This window comes from Jeotgalibaca dankookensis (genome assembly GCF_002005405.1).
GTDB lineage: Bacteria > Bacillota > Bacilli > Lactobacillales > Aerococcaceae > Jeotgalibaca > Jeotgalibaca dankookensis.
On record NZ_CP019728.1, the window covers coordinates 749,914 to 767,995 of the forward strand.

Genomic DNA, 18,082 nt, shown 5'->3' on the forward strand with positions numbered 1-18,082 from the left:
TTTATTAAGCTAAAAGAGAAGAGAGGTCACTTGCTATAGTTGGATAAGCAAAAACAATATCAGATAATTCATTAGCAGTTATTTTTTTATTTATTAAAATACTAAATAAATTAATTAGCACATCTGCTTCATTGTTCATACAAGTCGCACCTACTAGGTTACCTGATTTTTTTTCAGTTATAATTTTAACCAAGGAAACTGGCTCATTCAAACGTGCATAACTAAACCAATCTGTTGCATCAATCGTTGCAATGTCATACTTATCCTTATCTTTGTCGGCCTGTGAAGGAGTCACGCCTACTTGAGCTACCTTCGGACTTGAAAAGACAATAGTTGGTATTTCAGGGTAAATAAGTGACTCTTCTGTTTTGCCTCTTAGAAGTGATACAAGATAACTTGCTTCTAAACTAGCCACGGGAGTTAATTTCGGTTGACTCTTGGAAAGAACGTCTCCCATTGCATAAACAGCCGAATTACTCGTTTGTAAAAATTTATTTGTTTTAATACCTTTTTTATCATATTCTATTTTAGCATTTTCAAGTTTTAAGTTTTCGATATTTGGGATACGGCCGGTCGTTCCAAAAACTAAATCTGTTGTTAAATTGAAATTATCCTCATCCGTTAAAATGAATTGATTCGAAGATTTTTGGATATTTGTTATGTTGATATCAAGATGGAAGGTTACTCCTTTATCTTCTAATTGCTTCATTAGCTCTTTTATAAACTCTTGATCATATGCTTTAAGCGGTTTTTTGTTATGTTGGATAACATGAACCTTTGCACCAGCAGCATTGGCTATAGCCGCAAACTCAAAGGCAATATATCCACCACCAATAAAAGTGACTGTTTCTGGCATTTCGGGTAAGGAAAGGAAATCGTCACTGGTTAAAAAATGTTCTTTTCCTTCTATATCCAGAATAGAAGGGTGAGCACCTGTTGAGATAATGAATTGATCTGCTTCTAATATGTCATCATTCACTCGGATACTGTTCTCATTTATAAATTCAACCGTAGCTGAATAAGTATCTACCCCAGCTTCAATAAGACTTTTTTTAGTTTGCTCTGAGACAGGGTCGGTGAAGGTTTTTTTAAAAGCCATCAGATCAGGCCAATTAACGTCAGGTGCGCTTTCAATACCTTTACCAATTAACTGGTTGGCATTACTTCGAGCTTCAACAGCAGCAACCAGCACTTTTTTAGGGTCACACCCTCTATTAGGACAAGTCCCTCCCCATAAATCATTCTCCACAGCAGCAACTTTTTTACCACTAGCAGCTAATTCTGAAGCAGCCGATTTTCCAGCTACACCTCCACCAACAATGATGATATCATATTTTTTTTTCATTACGCCATCTCCTTGAGTATTTTTTAAAACCGTTTACAAGTCACTATTAACACAATCGTAACATAGCTATCAGTTAGGAATCAAACCCCACTACCTTTTCAACTGTATTTAATTTTTTATCTATACACAATTATTTAAGATGATATGATAAGGGAGAAATAATCATACTATATTGGAGGGGATTACATTGACAAAGCATAAAAGTTACACAATGAGCTTCGCTAGTGTCTATCCTTTGTATGTTAAAAAGGCAGAAAGAAAAGGTCGTACTAAAGAAGAAGTCGATGAAATATTACGCCAATAAGTAAGAGAAAGAAGGACTGAAACTGAAAAAATCCATAAAAAAAATGATTGCGCCTATTGTGATCACGCTTTTAGTTACGGTTTATTTTATTTTTTATATGTGGATGGGTTGGTCTATTAGGGAAGAAATATCTATTATTTTAAGCATCTTTTTATTTATTTTACCCATTGGATTAATTGGGACCATGATTTATCTATTAATTGAAAGAATAAAGGAAATTAAGGAGAATGAAGACGATGATCTTAGTCAATACTGATTATATTAGTGGTAAAGAATTTGAAATGTTAACGATGGTGAAAGGAAGTACCATTCAGTCTAAAAATATTGGACGGGATATTACCCAAGGGCTGAAGACACTTATTGGTGGTGAATTAAAAGCTTATAACGATATGATGAACGAAGCACGGGCCTTGGCTACCAAACGCATGGTAGAAGAAGCAACCATCCTTCAAGCGGATGCGATTGTGAATATTCGTTATGCCTCATCTGCTGTGATGCAAGGTGCTGCGGAAGTTATTGTATACGGAACAGCTGTTAAATTTAAGTAGAAATCTTTTTAAATTCCAGAGCTTTCAGAACTAGATTTATAAGCTAATTCTGAAAGCTTTATTTAAAAAAAGTTATCCCTTGACAAATAACGGGAGACGTTTTATAATTAGTTCGAATTAGAGATATTAAAAAACGTAATAAATGTTTCCTAAAAATTAAGGAGTGGTAACTGTGAATAAAACAGCTGGTATTCATCATATATCTGCAATTGTGGGTCACCCACAACAAAATGTCGATTTTTATGCTGGAGTTTTGGGATTACGCTTAGTCAAAAAAACAGTAAACTTTGATGATCCTAGTACTTACCATTTATACTTTGGTAATGACGGTGCTAAGCCTGGTACATTGATTACTTTTTTCCCTTGGGTTGGAGCTACACACGGTAAAATTGGTGGCGGGCAAGTCGGAATGACAGCTTATGCGATTCCAGTTGGCGCACTCCCTTACTGGGAAAAGCGCCTAGAAAAATTCTCTATTAAATATGAAAAAGTAAATCGCTTTGGTGAGACTTATTTACAATTCGAAGATTACCACGGTTTGAAATTAGAATTAGTAGAACGAGAAGAAGGTCAGCTTAATAACTGGACCTTCGGAGAGGTAGAACCTGAAGTAGCTATTAAAGGTTTTGCTGGAGCTGTATTGTATTCGCTTGATCCTGATTCCACTATTAAGACGCTAGTAGAAATAATGGGATTAGAAAAAGTGGCGGAAGAAGATGAATTCATTCGTCTTGAATCCTATGATGATATCGGAAACAGGGTTGATGTGGTGCAAACGAAAGTAGCACCAGGACGAATGGGCGTGGGTACGGTTCATCACATTGCTTGGCGTGCAAAAGATAAAGCGGAACATTTAGAATGGCAAGATGAACTCTATACTAAAGGGTACGGTGTGACAGAAGTAAAAGACCGGAATTACTTTGATGCAATTTACTTTAAAGAGTTTGGAGATATCTTATTTGAGATTGCAACGGATGGTCCTGGCTTTACCCGTGACGAAACTTATGAAACAGTGGGTGAAGAACTAAAGTTACCAGAAACATATGAGTATTCTAGAGACCAAATTGAAAAGCTATTGATTCCAATTGAAGTAAAACAATTAGATTAAAACTAAAATATTAGGAGGAATTACCAAAATGACAGTAGAACTATTAGGAATTCACCATGTGACAGCAATGACAGACAATGCAATGAGAAATTACAAGTTTTTTACAGAAGTATTAGGCATGAGATTGGTTAAGAAAACAGTAAATCAAGATGACATCCAAACCTATCATACATTTTATGCAGATGATTTAGGATCTCCAGGGACAGACATGACCTTTTTTGATTTTCCTAACAACCCTAAAGGGACTAACGGAACAAATGCTATTTCTAGAGTAGGCTTAAGAGTTCCAAATGATGCTGCGCTTGACTATTATTTAGTACGTTTTGAAGAATTTGGTGTCAAAAATGATGGCATTAAAGAACTATTTGGTAAAAAAGTACTGCCATTTGAAGAATACGATGGCCAACGTTATCAATTGTTTTCAGATGAAAATAATGAGGGAGTTGCTCCAGGAACACCTTGGAAAAATGGACCGGTACCAGAAGATAAAGCTATTTATGGATTAGGACCGATTGAGATTACAGTTAGTTATTTTGAAGACTTCAAAAAGGTTTTAACAGACGTTTATGGGATGAAACCAATTCTTGAAGAAGAAAAAGTTGCTCTCTTCGACGTAGGCGAAGGTGGAAATGGTGGGCAAGTTATTTTAAGAAAAGATGATAGTGTTTTGGGACAACAAGGCTATGGACAAGTCCATCATGTTTCGTTTAGAGTTGAAGATCACAAGGCAATTAAAGAATGGGAAGCAAAGTATAACGAAATGGGCCTTCAGCACTCTGGCCATGTTGACCGATTTTACTTTGAAGCGCTCTATACACGAATCGGTCATATCTTAATAGAACTATCAACTGATGGACCTGGCTTTATGGGAGATGAGCCTTACGAAACGCTAGGTGAAAGTCTTTCACTTCCACCATTCCTTGAGCCAAAACGTGACTATATTGAATCACAAATCCGTCCGTTTGATACCACACGTTCTTAATCTTAATTGTTTAAGGAGGAGAAGATAAGTTGGATGTAATTCCAAGAATTCACCATATCAGTGCCATAGTAGGAGATCCAAATGAAAATTTGAAGTTTTACAGAGATGTACTAGGATTACGCTTAATTAAACAAACAGTAAATTTTCAAGATCCAAGCGTTTACCATCTATATTTTGCCGATCAAGACGTAACACCAGGCGCAATTATGACTTTCTTCCCTTGGACAAATAGAAATTATGGTAGAAAAGGGAGCGGCCAAGGAGGAAGGATTGCCTTCAAGATTTCTAAGGGTAGTTTAGATTACTGGTACAACCGTCTCATAAGTTACGGTGTTCAAGTTGAGACTACACAACTTTTTGGTAAAGTAACATTGTCTTTTGAAGATAGCCACGGATTAGATTTGGCTCTGGTAGAAGGGCCTGACCAATCTAAAAAGCAGGAGATATTAGGTTTTTACGGAACGGTTTTATTGTCCGCAAATCCGGAAAAAACAAAAGAGTTATTGACTGAAATTATGGGTTTAAAAGAATTGGCACACGATAATAAAAATATGCATTTTGAGACAGTTGGTAAAGAACACCATCATATTGTAATTCCTAAAATACCACAATCAATTGGCAGATTTGGTATCGGCACGGTCCATCACATTGCTTGGTCCGTACTTGATATTAATATTTTGAGCCAATGGCGACTTAAACTTAAGGAATACGATCTTGGTTCGAGTTTAGTGCTGGATCGAAATTACTTTAAATCTATCTACACGAAAGAAAATGGGAAAATTGTATTTGAGTTCGCAACTGATGGCCCTGGCTTTGAGATAGATGAAGCGAAAGAGGAATTAGGCAGCGCCTTACAATTACCAGAACAATATGAATCAAAACGGTCGGAGTATGAATCTATGCTTGTGAAATTGGAGGTATAAGCAATGAGTAAAATGCTAGATTTTTCTCCTCAAGAGTTAACATTAAAAGAAAAAAAGAAATTTTTAATTGGTTCAGTTATTCCAAGGCCGATTGCGTTGGTCTCAACCATGTCTCGTTCAGGTGTTATAAATGTTGCGCCATTTAGTTATTTCAACATTGTTACTTACAATCCGCCTATCTTTTCAATCGCAGTTCAGCGTGTCAATGGAATATCGAAAGATACAAGCCGAAACATATTTGAAACGAAAGAGGCAGTCGTTCACATAGTCGATGTGGACAACGTTGAGACAACCAATTTAACCTCAGCTTCCTTAGGACCAGATGAAAGTGAACTGGAGATTGCTCATTTTACACCGATTACATCCCATACACTGAAAGTGCCTGGTTTAAAGGAATCGAAAGTAAGATTTGAAACGGAACTTTACGATTCTATGATTGTTTATAATGAGGATGATACTCCTACTGCAGATCTAATTCTTTTAAAAGTTAAACATTACCACATAGCAGATACTATTTATCATAATGGATATATTAATCCTTTAAAACTAGGTGCCGTCAGTAGGTTAGCTGGTAATGACTATGCTGAAATAGGACGGATGTTCACAGTAGAAAGACCGTTATAAAAAAGGAGTAGATAAATAATGGAATATATTTATAAAGAGATAGTTTGTCAAATTAAGTGCAACACCTCTTCCATAAAGACCTCGTGAGGCGTTCGGTAGCCAAGACATTTTCTTGGTCTATTATTAATCAGGTACAAAGCTTTTTGAAGTTCTTCCTGTTCCACATGATCAAACTTGGTTCTCTTCGGAAAGAACTCCCTCAGGAGTCCATTACTGTTTTCATTGCTTCCTCGTTGCCAAGAAGAATAAGGATCTGCGAAATAAACAGGGATGCTTAAGTCTTCTTCAATGACAGGATAACAGCTGAATTCCTTTCCTCTGTCTGTCGTAAAACTTTGGAAGGCAGTTTCAGGAAAAAGCGTAGTCAGTTTTCGTATAGCCCATTCCATTGAGGAAGCGGAACGGTTGGGAATTTTGATGGCGAGGTACCAGCGGCTTTTCCTCTCTAGGAAAGTAGCAACGCAACCTTTTGCCTGTCCGCGTCCTGATACGACGGTGTCCAGCTCCCAGTGACCGAAGGTCGTTCGCTTCTTGACGTCTTTTGGTCGTTTTGAAATAGAGGTTCCGATATTGAATCTTCCTCTGGTTTCTTTTGGTTTCTGTCGTTTGCCTTTTTGTCTCAGAACGGACAATGGAACTTGTAAGAGACCGTAATAGAGCCAGCGATAGATTGTTTTGAAAGAAATTTTCCCTTGAAATAGCCGGCCTACAATTTGTTCTGGAGACCAGGTAAGAGTTAGTTTTTCCTGAATCTTTTCTTTGATTTCAGAAGTCAACTTTGATTTTGCTCCACAGTTCGTTTTCTTTTGTTTATAGCGTTCCTGTGCCTGATCACACTGATAATATGGGTTCCTGTTCAGTTCCCGTGAAACAGAAGAAGGGGCACGACCAAGGATTCGAGCGATCCGGCGGATCGAAAAACCTAGATCACGAAGCGTTTCTATTTTTGAGCGTTCGGCTATGGTAAAATGAGTGTAGCTCATGGCGAGTCCTCCAGTCGAATGTTGTGTGGTAACTCCATTCTGCACGAGGTCGTCATGGGTTTCTTTTATTTTACCTAGGTGTTGCACTTAATATTACAATTCATCAAGAAAATAAAAAAGGTGCCCCGACATTTGTACTGCTTCACGGTACAGATGGATCAGAGACTGATTTACTTTCTCTTTCTGATTTACTTAATCCGGATTATAATGTTTTAGGGATACGGGGAGACGTACAGGAAAACGGTATGAATCGCTTTTTCAAGCGCCATAGAGAAGGAGAGTACGATTGGGAAGATTTAGAAGTACGCGGTGAGAACCTTTATAAGTTTATCGTTGAAAAATCACAGCAATATAACTTTGATATAGCAGACGTTGTTTTAGTAGGATTCTCAAATGGTTCGAATATTGCGATAAAAATAATGCTGCAACACCCGGAAGCTTTAAAAAAGGCTGCTCTGTTTGCACCTATGTATCCAACTGACGTTCCAGTGGAACAAGATTTCAATGAAATAGATGTATTTCTATCTTTGGGTGAAGGGGATCCAATTGTATCAGAGGCAGAAAGTGTGCGTGTAATTGACCTCTTTAAGAAAAGAAATGCAGAAGTAACAGTTGCTTGGGTAAATGGGCATACCTTAACTCAAGAAGTTGCTTTAAAAGCAAAAAATTGGTTAAATAAATAAAGAAGGAGTGATTTAAATGGGAATCAAGAAAAATAATGAAAAATTTTACGTAGGAGAAAATCCTCAAGAACCTCAAGCAGAGATGACATTTGTATTGACAGGTGACACAAAGTTAATTATTGATCACACAATGGTAAGCGATGAATTAAGAGGTCAAGGTGTTGGGGATGCACTTTTGGAAGAAGTCGTTCGATATGCCCGTGATGAGAACCGTCAGATTATTCCACTTTGTCCTTTTGCAAAAGCGCGATTAGAAAAAGACAAAGAAAAATATGAAGATGTTTTGAGTAACTAGTAAAATAAAAGATGACATGAGTGTATCAAATGAGCTTTTTCAGTAATTTATTTAATAGATAGTTTGTCAAATTAAGTGCAACACCCCTTTCATAAAGACCTCGTGAGGCGTTCGGTAGCCAAGACATTTTCTTGGTCTATTATTAATCAGGTACAAAGCTTTTTGAAGTTCTTCCTGTTCCACATGATCAAAGTTGGTTCTCTTCGGAAAGAACTCCCTCAGGAGTCCATTACTGTTTTCATTGCTTCCTCGTTGCCAAGAAGAATAAGGATCTGCGAAATAAACAGGGATGCTTAAGTCTTCTTCAATGACAGGATAACAGCTGAATTCCTTTCCTCTGTCTGTCGTAAAACTTTGGAAGGCAGTTTCAGGAAAAAGCGTAGTCAGTTTTCGTATAGCCCCTTCCATTGAGGAAGCGGAACGGTTGGGAATTTTGATGGCGAGGTACCAGCGGCTTTTCCTCTCTAGGAAAGTAGCAACGCAACCTTTTGCCTGTCCGCGTCCTGATACGACGGTGTCCAGCTCCCAGTGACCGAAGGTCGTTCGCTTCTTGACGTCTTTTGGTCGTTTTGAAATAGAGGTTCCGATATTGAATCTTCCTCTGGTTTCTTTTGGTTTCTGTCGTTTGCCTTTTTGTCTCAGAACGGACAATGGAACTTGTAAGAGACCGTAATAGAGCCAGCGATAGATTGTTTTGAAAGAAATTTTCCCTTGAAATAGCCGGCCTACAATTTGTTCTGGAGACCAGGTAAGAGTTAGTTTTTCCTGAACCTTTTCTTTGATTTCAGAAGTCAACTTTGATTTTGCTCCACAGTTCGTTTTCTTTTGTTTATAGCGTTCCTGTGCCTGATTACACTGATAATATGGGTTCCTGTTCAGTTCCCGTGAAACAGAAGAAGGGGCACGACCAAGGATTCGAGCGATCCGGCGGATCGAAAAACCTAGATCACGAAGCGTTTCTATTTTTGAGCGTTCGGCTATGGTAAAATGAGTGTAGCTCATGGTGAGTCCTCCAGTCGAATGTTGTGTGGTAACTCCATTCTACACGAGGTCGTCATGGGTTTCTTTTATTTTACCTAGGTGTTGCACTTAATATTACAATTCATCAATAGAAAAAAGGAGATCGATAAAATGGAAAATGTAAAATTAGCTGTTATCTTTTATAGTATGGGTGGAACAAACTATCAACTTGCTAAATGGGCTAAAGCAGGTGCTGAAGCGGCAGGTGCTGAGGTAAGATTATTAAAAGTGCAAGAACTTGCTCCACAATCGGTTATTGATGGTAATGAAGGTTGGAAAGCAACTGTAGATGCTGTTAAAGATATACCAGTAGCTACTTCTGATGATATTGAGTGGGCAGACGCTATAATTTTCAGTACACCAACACGTTTTGGTAATATGGCTTCTCAAATGAAACAATTTATTGATATGCAAGGTGGTGTTTGGGCAACTGGAAAAACAGTTAATAAAGTTGTTAGCGCGATGACATCTGCTCAAAACCCTCATGGTGGCCAAGAAGCAACGATTCTTAGCTTATATACAACTATGATGCACTGGGGTGCTATTATTGCTCCAACTGGCTATACAAATCAAGTATTGTTTGGTGCAGGCGGCAATCCATACGGGACAAGTGTTACAGTAGGACAAGACGGTAAGATGATTGAAGATGTTGAAGCTTCTGTTAAACATCAAGCTAGTCGTACTGTAGAGATTGCAAAATGGGTAAAAAATGGTCAAGCAAAATAAAAATATAATAGAAAAAACAAACCATTGAGAAACTCTCAATGGTTTGTTTTTTTAAAATCACATTTCTGGAAATGAAAAAACGGATATGTTAACCTATCAATGTAAGGGTTAACAAAATATAAAGGAGACGATTATTTATGGCAAATGATAAATTAACTGATCCAAGAAAAGTTTACCAAACTGAAAAATTTCCTGACCAAGAACAAGGAACTCCGGCACTGCAGAGTAACATGCAGCCAAGACCTGATAGTGGTGAAGAAAGTTATAAGGGATATAACCGACTTGAGGGTCGTAATGCACTCATTACAGGTGGAGATTCGGGTATAGGCCGTGCCGTTGCTATTGCTTATGCACGAGAAGGAGCGAATGTTGCGATTCAATTTTTCCCTGGGGAAGAAAAGGATGCCAATGAGGTTAAAGAGTATATTGAAGCAGCAGGAAAAAAAGCTTTATTACTTCCTTATGATTTACGCGAAGACGGGGCAGCAACTGAAATTGTCGAAAAAACATTAGAAGCTTTTGGACAATTAGATGCGTTAGTATTAAATGCAGCCCAACAAATTGCACAACCTTCTTTAAGTGATTTATCTATGAAACAAGTAGAAGATACATTCAAAGTTAATATTATCAGTATGTTCGAGACTGTCAAAGCAGCTGAAAAGCATTTAAAACCTGGTAGTACTATAATAGCAACCAGTTCTGTGCAATCCTTTGATCCAAGTACACCTCTCATTGATTATGCAGCTACGAAAGGAGCAATTAGTAACTTTACGGTTGCTTTATCTAGCTATTTTGCTGATAAAGGAGTTCGTGTCAATGCCGTTGCACCAGGTCCAATTTGGACGCCACTACAATTAGATAATGGGCAACTAGATGGCCGTATCCCAGAATTCGGTCAAAATTCATTAATGGGTAGAGCCGGTCAACCGGTAGAATTAGCACCGATATACGTGCTCTTAACATCAGAAGAAAGTAGTTATGTAACGGGCCAAATTTACGGGGTAACCGGTGGACAACCTATCAATCTTTAATACATATAAAAAGGCCTGAGAATTTTACTCAGGCCTTTTACAATTTTAAAATTAATCTTTTTTTTCTTCTTTTTCTATTTTTGCTTTTGTCTCTTCTTTATTCTCATCTCCAAATAATTGTGGATCGCTGACTTTTTCTTGAAACTCATTTTTGTCATAAATAAAAACATTGCGTAAAATTTTGAGAAGCGGACGTACAATCAGAAAAATTGCACCAAAAACGTAGGTCCACTGACTGAATAAATCAGGGATACGATCGACCATACTTGCGATTGCGCCGAAAAGATAGAGAACACCTATTAAAAAGTCATTACCCAATGAAATCAATGTGTAGTAATTTTGAAAGTAAATTCTAAATTTCCCTGCTTTAATGACAACATCTTCAGCCTCGGAAGGCTCTGATTGGTAACGTTTTTTCTTTATTTCAGGCATGCTTTTTCTCCTTCTTTTAATAGTAGTAATATGAGATATCTGGCTAATAATAGTATAGCAAAAATAAGGCTATCTTTATAAAGATGTACCTTATTTAAAATGATACATATAAACACTTATAGTATAAATAAAAGGATCATAAGGGTTTTTGTTTGAAGCTTATTTTTAAAAAAGGTATACTAAGGTTGTTAAGAGAGCGGTTACATTTAACCGTTAAAATATAAGGGGGCTATTAAATATGGAAAACAGACGTGTAGAAGGAAGTTACGTACGAGTAGAGGATGCAATGCATGCAGTACAGATGTTAAGGGATAAAGGATATGCAAGTTCAGATATATATGTAGTTGCTAACGCAACAGTCAGAGATTCGATCCCTTATACAATGGATGCAGAAGTAAGCACTGAAGGAGAATTAAGAGATTACGATAGTGATGATGATCGCTCAATGTGGGATAAAATCAAAGATGCCTTCACTATGGACGATTATGACACAGATACACGCAATCACCCTGATTATAATCCTAATACTGATCCGTTAAACGGATACCGTGATGATATCGAGCAAGGAAACGTAATTGTTTTAGTAGCAACAGATGCGGATGTTACAGGTACAAATCGCATGGTTGACACAGAACCAGGGTATGTAGCAGGGGTAGATCGTACTGTTGACACAGATTCTGAGTATATGTCTGATGTTGATGATACAATCAAATTACGTGAAGAACGCTTAGATGTAGAAAAAAATGAAGTACAAACAGGCGAAGTAACTATCGAAAAACGTGTGGTTGAAGAAACCAGAAATATCGAAGTACCTGTTACACATGAAGAAGTTGTCATTGAAAGACGTCCTGTTACAGATGATTCATCAACTACAACACCATTAACAGATGATGATGCAACAGAAGAAATTGTTATTCCGCTTACAGAAGAGCAAATTGAAGTAACAAAAAGTACTCACGTAGTAGAAGAAGTGGATGTACGTAAAGATCATGTTACCGAAAATAAAAAAGTAACGGATACAGTTGCAAAAGAAGAGATTGAAGTAGAGCGTGATGGCGACGTTGTAAAAGAAAATCGTCGGGATACCGATGCACTGGGTTCTGATCGTGACCCAGACTATCCGCTATAAAAAGATAAACTTTAGATTATAGTTTAAAGGTTTACTAGCCGTTCCTTGAAAAAGTAACGGCTAGTATTTTTTTCGGTTAACCACCTAATAGTATTATAAAATGAAAGAAGGAGAGATTTTATGTCGATTGATATGGTAGGAGTATTAAAACTTATCACTATTTGTATCGTTAGTTATATTTCAATTGTTTTGGTTTTACGAATCTCTGGGAAGCGAACACTGTCAAAAATGAATGCCTTTGATTTTATTGTCACTGTAGCGCTAGGATCTGTTTTAGCTACAACAATTGTAAGTTATCAAGATTCATTTTGGAATGGAATTTTAACCTTTATTACCCTTGTAGTTTTACAATATGTTGCAACTTGGTTGTCAGTTCGTTTTAAATTTGTCCGGACTATATTAAAATCTAGACCCAGTCTCTTATATTTTGAAGGAGATTTTGACGAAGAAGCATTGATGAAGGAGCGTATTACCAAAGGGGAATTAAAACAAGCCATTCGAACATCGGGTTTTATATCTTTTGAACAGGTAGCAGCTATCGTCTTAGAGTCAGACGGAACTTTATCAGTCATGGAGACAACTGATAAAATAAAATTGGAAAAAGATGATTTTTTAGTAAAAAAATCTACAGATGTTAAATAATTAGAAAAAGTAGGTTATTATATCGTGATTCAAGAAAGGATAAATTATGGTAGAAAATGAAAAAAATAGAAGTCTGGAACTTTCCGCAGAAAGATCTGAATTAGCTGTCCAAAGAACGGTATTGGCAAATGCAAGAACATTTAGTGCGTGGATACGTACAGGTTTATCTGCCGTTTTAGCTGGTCTTACAATTGTTGGTTTTATTGGTGACAGTGATTTATTTTCTAAAACCGTTATATTATTAGCAATGATAATTGGATTCTTGTTCGTTGGTACAGGAATATTTATCTATATTATGGCCTATATAAGTTACAAAAAAAATTATAAATCGTTAAAACAAGAGAACACTCAAACAAGTATTTCCTTGAATTTTCTATTGATTGTAACGACCGGGATGACCTTAACAGCGATATTGATTACGTTGCTTTTGATACTATTATAAGGAGTTATAATTATGCCAATATTATTTTTTTTGGGAATTGTAATAGTAGTCTTAGCTATTATAGATATTATTTGGACCATCTTATGGGTTGAAGGAGGAGCTGGTTTTATTACTAAAGCTTTATCGAGTTCTTTATGGCGAGTAATGTCGACTTTTGCGCATGGGAATCGAAAAGCACTTCGACTAGCGGGGCCTACTATGCTCACTCTGACTTTATTAAACTGGATTTTTTTGCTCTGGTTAGGCTGGGCACTTGTATTTTCAGGGAGTACAAACGCAATAACAGATACTGTTAATCAAACACCCATTGTTTGGCAAAATATAGTTTACTATACTGGATACACAATCTTTACATTAGGGTTAGGTGATTACTCACCTGCAAGTCCATTTTGGCAAATTATGACCGCTATCGCTAGCGGGACGGGCATGCTCTTTTTTACTTTAGGTGCCTCTTACATTATATCAGTCGTAGGAGCGGTATTGAATAAACGCTCATTTTCGAGCAGTGTTATTGAAATTGGGACAAGTTCAGAGGAAATTGTCAAAGACGCTTGGAACGGAAATGATTTAAGCAATATGAACCTGCTATTAATGGATATGTCAGATCAACTAAGCGTATTATCAATGAAACAGAAAGCCTACCCGCTTCTAAATTATTTTCACACAACAAATAAAAAAGAAGCCATTGCTATTGCCTTACCAATTATTGATGATGCTCTTTCAATAATTGTTTACGGAATGGAAGCAGGAACACAGCCTAATCCTATTTTAATAAAGAAATTCAGGAATTGTATCAGCAACCACTTAGAAACATTGGAAGCAACCTATATAAAATCTGCCGATGAACCATTAGCTTTACCAAAACTAGATCAGCTAAAAAAAGATGGGTTGCCAGTAGTTAAAACAGATGTTTTTGAGAGTCAGATGGCAGGATTAACTGAGCGTAGGAAAAAACTTTTCGGTCTATTAAAGGAAGACAATTGGCAAGAAAAAGATTTAGACCTTTAAAAAACATATAGAAAGGGTGTAGCGAATCGCTACACCCTTTTTAATATATTTCGATGAAAATGACTACCGTTTTTTCTGAAATTCAATAGTTCTTTTATGTCACCACCAGCAACGATCGAGCCACCAATAATAACAAGGGCACAAATAACCCCTTTAATAGAGATTGTCTCTCCAAGTAGTAAAAACCCAAAGATAATTGCCCAAGCCGAATAGGTCACGTTTAAAGCCATTGCTTTAGTGGGACCTATTTTATGGATTGCTTTGTAATAAAAGAGGTAAGAAGTAGTCCCAAAAAAGGCCGAAGCAAGGATAACCGCGCCTGTCGTTGTAGGAAGAATACTTAATGTTGGTTGCCATGCTTTTATTAAAGGGAGTAGGATAATACCATAAAAAATCGCCGATGTTAATTGTCTAATTTGTAAGGCCTCTTCATCATTTATTTCTGCACCTCTTAAACCATAAGAAATGATAACGGCTTCTGAAGCCCAACCGAATACACATAAAAAAGCAAATAAGAATCCGACCAAATTGGTATTTGTTTCACTACCACCTGGTGTATAGCCTAAAAAAATGACTCCGGCAAGACTGACAGCTAATCCCAGCATTTGATCATAACGCATTTTTTCTTTCAAGAATAGATAAGACAAGAAAGCCCCCACTGCAGGAAATAATGATGAAATAATTGCAGTGTAACCCGCGCCAATGTATTTTATTGAAAGGACATAACCGGTCATCCCAATAGGACCACCGACTAAAGCAGCTAATACAATAAATTTACCACTTTTTGTTTTTAAAGCTTTTAAAAAATCGCCGGATTGTTTTTTGAGTCCCATATAAATAAACATCCATAAAGATGAAAACAAGTCATGAATAAAGGTACTTATAAACGGCGATAGAAGAATAGCCTGTTCTGTACTTGCAAAAGACGACATGGCAAGAGCAATACCAATAATAACAGTATCCAGCCCCCAGAAAAAACCTGCTAATAGACCTTGTAACATCATTTTCCTCCCAACGCTTATTTTTCTGCTAAGACTTTTGTCTTGTAAATGTATTGATAAGATCTATCATGGACAGAAAATTCAAAACCAATTGTTTTACTATTTTCTTTAAGAGGTTCGATTGCAACAATTTCTTTTTCTTCACGATTTAATGTTTTTGATATATCTTTTAAAATCTCAGAGCGTGTATCATTCCAGTAGGTTTTATCAAAGGTACGTAATTCATCGAGACTATCAAATTCGAAGACAACTTCTTGAGAATATTTCTTTGCAAACATAGAAAGATCCGGAATATGGTCTGCGTAGATACGCTCCCATAAGGAATTTTTTGTTTCTGGTAAGTGATAAATATTTTCTAAAATTGCTACAAATTTTTTTGAAAATTCGTTAGAAAAAAAGACATGGCCTAACATGACATAAGAATCTTCGCCGCCAATTTGGACTTGGGTAATCAGACCGGACTCGTCCGTCTGAATAGTCCATTCATCAGTTTTACCTTCTTCAAATACAACCGAGTAGTAGGCATGCTCTACAAATGGTTCAAAAACATTTTCTACAAAGTAATTATCAGCGGAGCAAATATAAGTATTAGTCAGTCTATCTCTAGCATAATAGAGACTAGAGTGATTATTACGTGTCATGTATTCGGGATTTTCAACTAATACAACATGAAATTTTTCTATTAAATATTCGAATGCTTCTTTTTTATAGCCAACTACGATAGTAATGTCCTCAATTCCAACGGCTTGTAATTGTTTAATTTGTCGCTCAATTAGTACTTCGCCTTTAACTTCAACTAAAGCTTTGGGATATTCATAAGAAAGGGGTGCAAATCGAGAAGACAAACCTGCTGCCATAATAACAGCATTGTCTACTCGATTTTGTTTTTTTTCTTTTCCGGTAGTCATCTAACTGTCTCCTTACTATCAATTATCTTTATTGATAAATTCTTCCATAACAACGGCATAGTACTCTTTTGCATACCGATACTGCCTTAATGAGTATTCACCAAACTCAACACCTTTATGCCTTTTAAATTCACACCAGTTACTCCAGAGTAATCCACCAATTGCAATATAAGCATATATTTTCATTCGTACTTCATTCGTACATCCATCAGGGAAGTAGATAGCGATTAAATCATCCACTTGTTGTCTGTTATACAAGGAGTAAATCGCAAACATAGCTATATCTAAATGTGGATCCTGCATTCCAGCATATTCCCAATCAATTAAGCGAATTTCATCTCCAACAAACAAAACGTTATCCGGTACAGCGTCAATATGTGTGAGAGCCCATTCTTTAGGTAAAGAATCGATAATCGATTTTAAAGTAAATACCTTTTCTTTTGTCTTTTGGTAGTCCCTAAAAATTGAAGGTTTTCCTTCCCAAAGGCTTTCATAGAATTCAATTTCTTTATAGATATCAAAGCTATGGGGAACTTGAAGCTTCAATTCATGGAAGCTTCTTAATTTTTGAATCGCACGTTTAACGTCTTCAGGATTATCAGGATCAGCTTCTCTAGCATCATGTAGGTATTCCGTTATTTTATAACCATTTTCTGGTGACATATAGACTACTTCATCACTGATATGGAGCTTTTTAATCGTTTGATAAACTTCATACTCATGTTCGCGATTGATAAGCTTATCAGTACCTTCACCAGGTATACGCATAATATACTGTTTACCCATTACACTAAAGCGAAAGGAACGATTCGTCATTCCTTTTTTCAAAACAACGATTTTTTGAATGTCTCGTGTTTCAACACCCATTTCTTTACTAATTAAAGAAATGATATCTGTATCAAGATGGCTAGATTTACCATCTAGCTCTCGCAATTGTTCATAGGTGTCTATCTCAAAAACGTTACGTGGGTGATAAATTCTTGCATAAACGGTTAATTTATTTTCACCGTAAAAGAGGGCTTCTTCCCAAAAGGAATCATTGTATTTTTCGTCTGCACTATACTTTTTTAAATTGTTTTTTAGAACCTTTGCATCTTCATCTAAGAAGTAAGCAATACCAATCATTGTATTGGCTTGTTTTCCTTTCGAAGTAGGGATGAGCTCTTTTTGACGATTTATTCTAACGGTACTTCCCGAATCAATTGTTTCTGTGACTGAATACCAAGAATATAACTCGTAAGTTGAGAAAGGATTTTTTTCTAACCAAATATCACAGGGTAGGATGTAGGTGTTCGATAACTGGTCACTCATAAGATTTAAAGAATGGAGATTATTTTTGGAGTCGTAGTCAGGATTATAGACAAGCTGAACATCATATTTATCGATTAAAAATTCGTACCTATCCTTCATAAATCCTACTACAATATCAATTTTAAAAATACCTGCATCATGAAGCTGTAGGATTAACCTTTCAATTAAAGTCTCACCATTTACTTCTAATAATCCCTTGGGAACTTCTGTATTGATAGGAACCATTCGCATCCCATAACCGGCAGCTAGGATAATCGCATGTCTAGGTTTTTTTGCATTTATTTCTCGACGAGCTTTATCTGTTAATTTAAATTGGTTATCTAAATAACCTTCATCAGTTAATTTAGAAATTGCTTTATTTATTTTCCCTAATGAGTAGCTAGTTGATTCAGCTATTAGGCGTTGATTCGTATATCCTTTATTAATAATGTAATTGAGTGCGTCGTATTCATATATGTTCATGAATTTAAACCTCCTATTTTTCGTGAACATAGACTTAAAAAAAAAGCCGTGTTCCTTGATGAACCGTTCATTATTCTCACATAATAGCTTGAATTCAACTAAAAATCAAATTTTACAAATTTAGGGTGCCAGAACTGCTATAAGTGTTGACTAACTTTACGGTTATTGATAGCCT

At 36.5% G+C, this 18,082-nt stretch carries 20 protein-coding genes and 1 pseudogene; 14 read left to right on the top strand and 7 right to left on the bottom strand.

The features are described from left to right. Positions 1-4: 4 nt before the first annotated feature. Entirely contained in the window at positions 5-1,345 is a 1,341-nt protein-coding gene (locus BW727_RS03605) for a dihydrolipoyl dehydrogenase family protein (RefSeq protein ID WP_062470419.1), read from the bottom strand. A 187-nt stretch (positions 1,346-1,532) separates the two neighbouring features. Between BW727_RS03605 and BW727_RS03610 the strand changes: the two are divergent. The 6 genes and pseudogenes from BW727_RS03610 to BW727_RS03640 form a co-directional block, all read left to right on the top strand. Further along, positions 1,533-1,640 (top strand): annotated as a pseudogene (locus BW727_RS03610) (DUF2200 family protein); the annotation flags it as partial. Positions 1,641-1,885: 245 nt separating this feature from the next. Next, on the top strand, positions 1,886-2,197 hold the full coding sequence (locus tag BW727_RS03620) for a YbjQ family protein (protein ID WP_062470416.1): 312 nt from the start codon (positions 1,886-1,888) through the stop codon (positions 2,195-2,197). A 172-nt stretch (positions 2,198-2,369) separates the two neighbouring features. Further along, positions 2,370-3,305 (top strand): ring-cleaving dioxygenase, encoded by a 936-nt coding sequence (locus tag BW727_RS03625; RefSeq protein ID WP_062470413.1) that lies wholly within the window; start codon positions 2,370-2,372, stop codon positions 3,303-3,305. Between the two features lie 28 nt (positions 3,306-3,333). Continuing rightward, positions 3,334-4,287: a ring-cleaving dioxygenase MhqE gene (gene mhqE / locus BW727_RS03630; RefSeq protein WP_062470412.1), complete on the top strand. Its 954-nt coding sequence runs from the start codon at positions 3,334-3,336 to the stop codon at positions 4,285-4,287. Between the two features lie 29 nt (positions 4,288-4,316). Further along, the gene (locus BW727_RS03635; RefSeq protein ID WP_062470410.1) at positions 4,317-5,210 is read left to right on the top strand and encodes a VOC family protein; all 894 of its coding nucleotides are present in this window, start codon (positions 4,317-4,319) and stop codon (positions 5,208-5,210) included. 12 nt (positions 5,211-5,222) lie between these two features. After that, positions 5,223-5,834, top strand: coding sequence for a flavin reductase family protein (locus BW727_RS03640; protein WP_062470559.1), 612 nt, complete (start codon positions 5,223-5,225; stop codon positions 5,832-5,834). Between the two features lie 47 nt (positions 5,835-5,881). On the opposite strand, the gene BW727_RS03645 is transcribed toward BW727_RS03640, so the two are convergent. Next, positions 5,882-6,817 carry an IS30 family transposase gene (locus BW727_RS03645; protein ID WP_077795731.1) on the bottom strand — a complete coding sequence of 312 codons (936 nt, stop codon included), beginning with the start codon at positions 6,815-6,817 and terminating at the stop codon, positions 5,882-5,884. A gap of 137 nt (positions 6,818-6,954) precedes the next feature. Between BW727_RS03645 and BW727_RS03650 the strand changes: the two genes are divergently transcribed. Together BW727_RS03650 and BW727_RS03655 are read left to right on the top strand one after the other, a co-directional pair. Beyond that, positions 6,955-7,500 carry an alpha/beta hydrolase gene (locus tag BW727_RS03650; RefSeq protein ID WP_227807243.1) on the top strand — a complete coding sequence of 182 codons (546 nt, stop codon included), beginning with the start codon at positions 6,955-6,957 and terminating at the stop codon, positions 7,498-7,500. A 16-nt stretch (positions 7,501-7,516) separates the two neighbouring features. After that, a complete protein-coding gene (locus BW727_RS03655) occupies positions 7,517-7,795 on the top strand; it encodes a GNAT family N-acetyltransferase (protein WP_062472451.1) in 279 nt (92 codons plus the stop codon). A 66-nt stretch (positions 7,796-7,861) separates the two neighbouring features. Here BW727_RS03655 and BW727_RS03660 read toward each other — a convergent pair whose 3' ends face one another. Next, complete coding sequence (locus tag BW727_RS03660) at positions 7,862-8,797, bottom strand: IS30 family transposase (RefSeq protein ID WP_077795732.1); 936 nt, start codon at positions 8,795-8,797, stop codon at positions 7,862-7,864. Positions 8,798-8,926: 129 nt separating this feature from the next. On the opposite strand from BW727_RS03660, the gene wrbA reads away from it, so the two are divergent. Both wrbA and BW727_RS03670 read left to right on the top strand, forming a co-directional pair. Beyond that, complete coding sequence (gene wrbA / locus BW727_RS03665; RefSeq protein WP_062471028.1) at positions 8,927-9,541, top strand: NAD(P)H:quinone oxidoreductase type IV; 615 nt, start codon at positions 8,927-8,929, stop codon at positions 9,539-9,541. A 137-nt stretch (positions 9,542-9,678) separates the two neighbouring features. Continuing rightward, positions 9,679-10,572, top strand: a complete 894-nt coding sequence (locus tag BW727_RS03670) for an SDR family oxidoreductase (RefSeq protein ID WP_062471031.1) — start codon at positions 9,679-9,681, stop codon at positions 10,570-10,572. A gap of 51 nt (positions 10,573-10,623) precedes the next feature. Here BW727_RS03670 and BW727_RS03675 read toward each other — a convergent pair whose 3' ends face one another. Further along, a complete protein-coding gene (locus tag BW727_RS03675) occupies positions 10,624-11,004 on the bottom strand; it encodes a YrhK family protein (protein WP_077795733.1) in 381 nt (126 codons plus the stop codon). A 238-nt stretch (positions 11,005-11,242) separates the two neighbouring features. Here BW727_RS03675 and BW727_RS03680 point away from each other — a divergent pair, with 238 nt between their 5' ends. From BW727_RS03680 to BW727_RS03695, 4 genes are all read left to right on the top strand, one after another. Then, positions 11,243-12,133: a YsnF/AvaK domain-containing protein gene (locus BW727_RS03680; protein ID WP_062471034.1), complete on the top strand. Its 891-nt coding sequence runs from the start codon at positions 11,243-11,245 to the stop codon at positions 12,131-12,133. Between the two features lie 120 nt (positions 12,134-12,253). After that, the gene (locus tag BW727_RS03685) at positions 12,254-12,775 is read left to right on the top strand and encodes a DUF421 domain-containing protein (RefSeq protein ID WP_062471036.1); all 522 of its coding nucleotides are present in this window, start codon (positions 12,254-12,256) and stop codon (positions 12,773-12,775) included. 46 nt (positions 12,776-12,821) lie between these two features. Further along, entirely contained in the window at positions 12,822-13,217 is a 396-nt protein-coding gene (locus tag BW727_RS03690) for a YidH family protein (RefSeq protein WP_062471039.1), read from the top strand. A gap of 12 nt (positions 13,218-13,229) precedes the next feature. Next, positions 13,230-14,225, top strand: coding sequence for an ion channel (locus BW727_RS03695; protein ID WP_062471042.1), 996 nt, complete (start codon positions 13,230-13,232; stop codon positions 14,223-14,225). Positions 14,226-14,254: 29 nt separating this feature from the next. On the opposite strand, the gene BW727_RS03700 is transcribed toward BW727_RS03695, so the two are convergent. Genes BW727_RS03700 through BW727_RS03710 form a run of 3 tightly spaced genes read right to left on the bottom strand, consistent with a single transcriptional unit; the run spans position 14,255 to position 17,907 of the window. Beyond that, positions 14,255-15,226: a DMT family transporter gene (locus BW727_RS03700; RefSeq protein WP_062471045.1), complete on the bottom strand. Its 972-nt coding sequence runs from the start codon at positions 15,224-15,226 to the stop codon at positions 14,255-14,257. Between the two features lie 17 nt (positions 15,227-15,243). Continuing rightward, the gene (locus BW727_RS03705; RefSeq protein ID WP_062471048.1) at positions 15,244-16,134 is read right to left on the bottom strand and encodes an NTP transferase domain-containing protein; all 891 of its coding nucleotides are present in this window, start codon (positions 16,132-16,134) and stop codon (positions 15,244-15,246) included. Positions 16,135-16,152: 18 nt separating this feature from the next. Then, a complete protein-coding gene (locus BW727_RS03710) occupies positions 16,153-17,907 on the bottom strand; it encodes a phosphotransferase (protein ID WP_062471051.1) in 1,755 nt (584 codons plus the stop codon). Positions 17,908-18,082: the final 175 nt, after the last annotated feature.

Excerpts from the sequence above, each read along its gene's own strand:
- BW727_RS03605 (WP_062470419.1), bottom strand. The coding sequence starts at position 1,345 with ATGAAAAAAAAATATGATATCATCATTGTTGGTGGAGGTGTAGCTGGA.
- BW727_RS03620 (WP_062470416.1), top strand. The coding sequence starts at position 1,886 with ATGATCTTAGTCAATACTGATTATATTAGTGGTAAAGAATTTGAAATG.
- mhqE (WP_062470412.1), top strand. The coding sequence starts at position 3,334 with ATGACAGTAGAACTATTAGGAATTCACCATGTGACAGCAATGACAGAC.
- BW727_RS03640 (WP_062470559.1), top strand. The coding sequence starts at position 5,223 with ATGCTAGATTTTTCTCCTCAAGAGTTAACATTAAAAGAAAAAAAGAAA.
- BW727_RS03645 (WP_077795731.1), bottom strand. The coding sequence starts at position 6,817 with ATGAGCTACACTCATTTTACCATAGCCGAACGCTCAAAAATAGAAACG.
- BW727_RS03655 (WP_062472451.1), top strand. The coding sequence starts at position 7,517 with ATGGGAATCAAGAAAAATAATGAAAAATTTTACGTAGGAGAAAATCCT.
- BW727_RS03660 (WP_077795732.1), bottom strand. The coding sequence starts at position 8,797 with ATGAGCTACACTCATTTTACCATAGCCGAACGCTCAAAAATAGAAACG.
- wrbA (WP_062471028.1), top strand. The coding sequence starts at position 8,927 with ATGGAAAATGTAAAATTAGCTGTTATCTTTTATAGTATGGGTGGAACA.
- BW727_RS03670 (WP_062471031.1), top strand. The coding sequence starts at position 9,679 with ATGGCAAATGATAAATTAACTGATCCAAGAAAAGTTTACCAAACTGAA.
- BW727_RS03675 (WP_077795733.1), bottom strand. The coding sequence starts at position 11,004 with ATGCCTGAAATAAAGAAAAAACGTTACCAATCAGAGCCTTCCGAGGCT.
- BW727_RS03680 (WP_062471034.1), top strand. The coding sequence starts at position 11,243 with ATGGAAAACAGACGTGTAGAAGGAAGTTACGTACGAGTAGAGGATGCA.
- BW727_RS03685 (WP_062471036.1), top strand. The coding sequence starts at position 12,254 with ATGTCGATTGATATGGTAGGAGTATTAAAACTTATCACTATTTGTATC.
- BW727_RS03690 (WP_062471039.1), top strand. The coding sequence starts at position 12,822 with ATGGTAGAAAATGAAAAAAATAGAAGTCTGGAACTTTCCGCAGAAAGA.
- BW727_RS03695 (WP_062471042.1), top strand. The coding sequence starts at position 13,230 with ATGCCAATATTATTTTTTTTGGGAATTGTAATAGTAGTCTTAGCTATT.
- BW727_RS03700 (WP_062471045.1), bottom strand. The coding sequence starts at position 15,226 with ATGTTACAAGGTCTATTAGCAGGTTTTTTCTGGGGGCTGGATACTGTT.
- BW727_RS03705 (WP_062471048.1), bottom strand. The coding sequence starts at position 16,134 with ATGACTACCGGAAAAGAAAAAAAACAAAATCGAGTAGACAATGCTGTT.
- BW727_RS03710 (WP_062471051.1), bottom strand. The coding sequence starts at position 17,907 with ATGAACATATATGAATACGACGCACTCAATTACATTATTAATAAAGGA.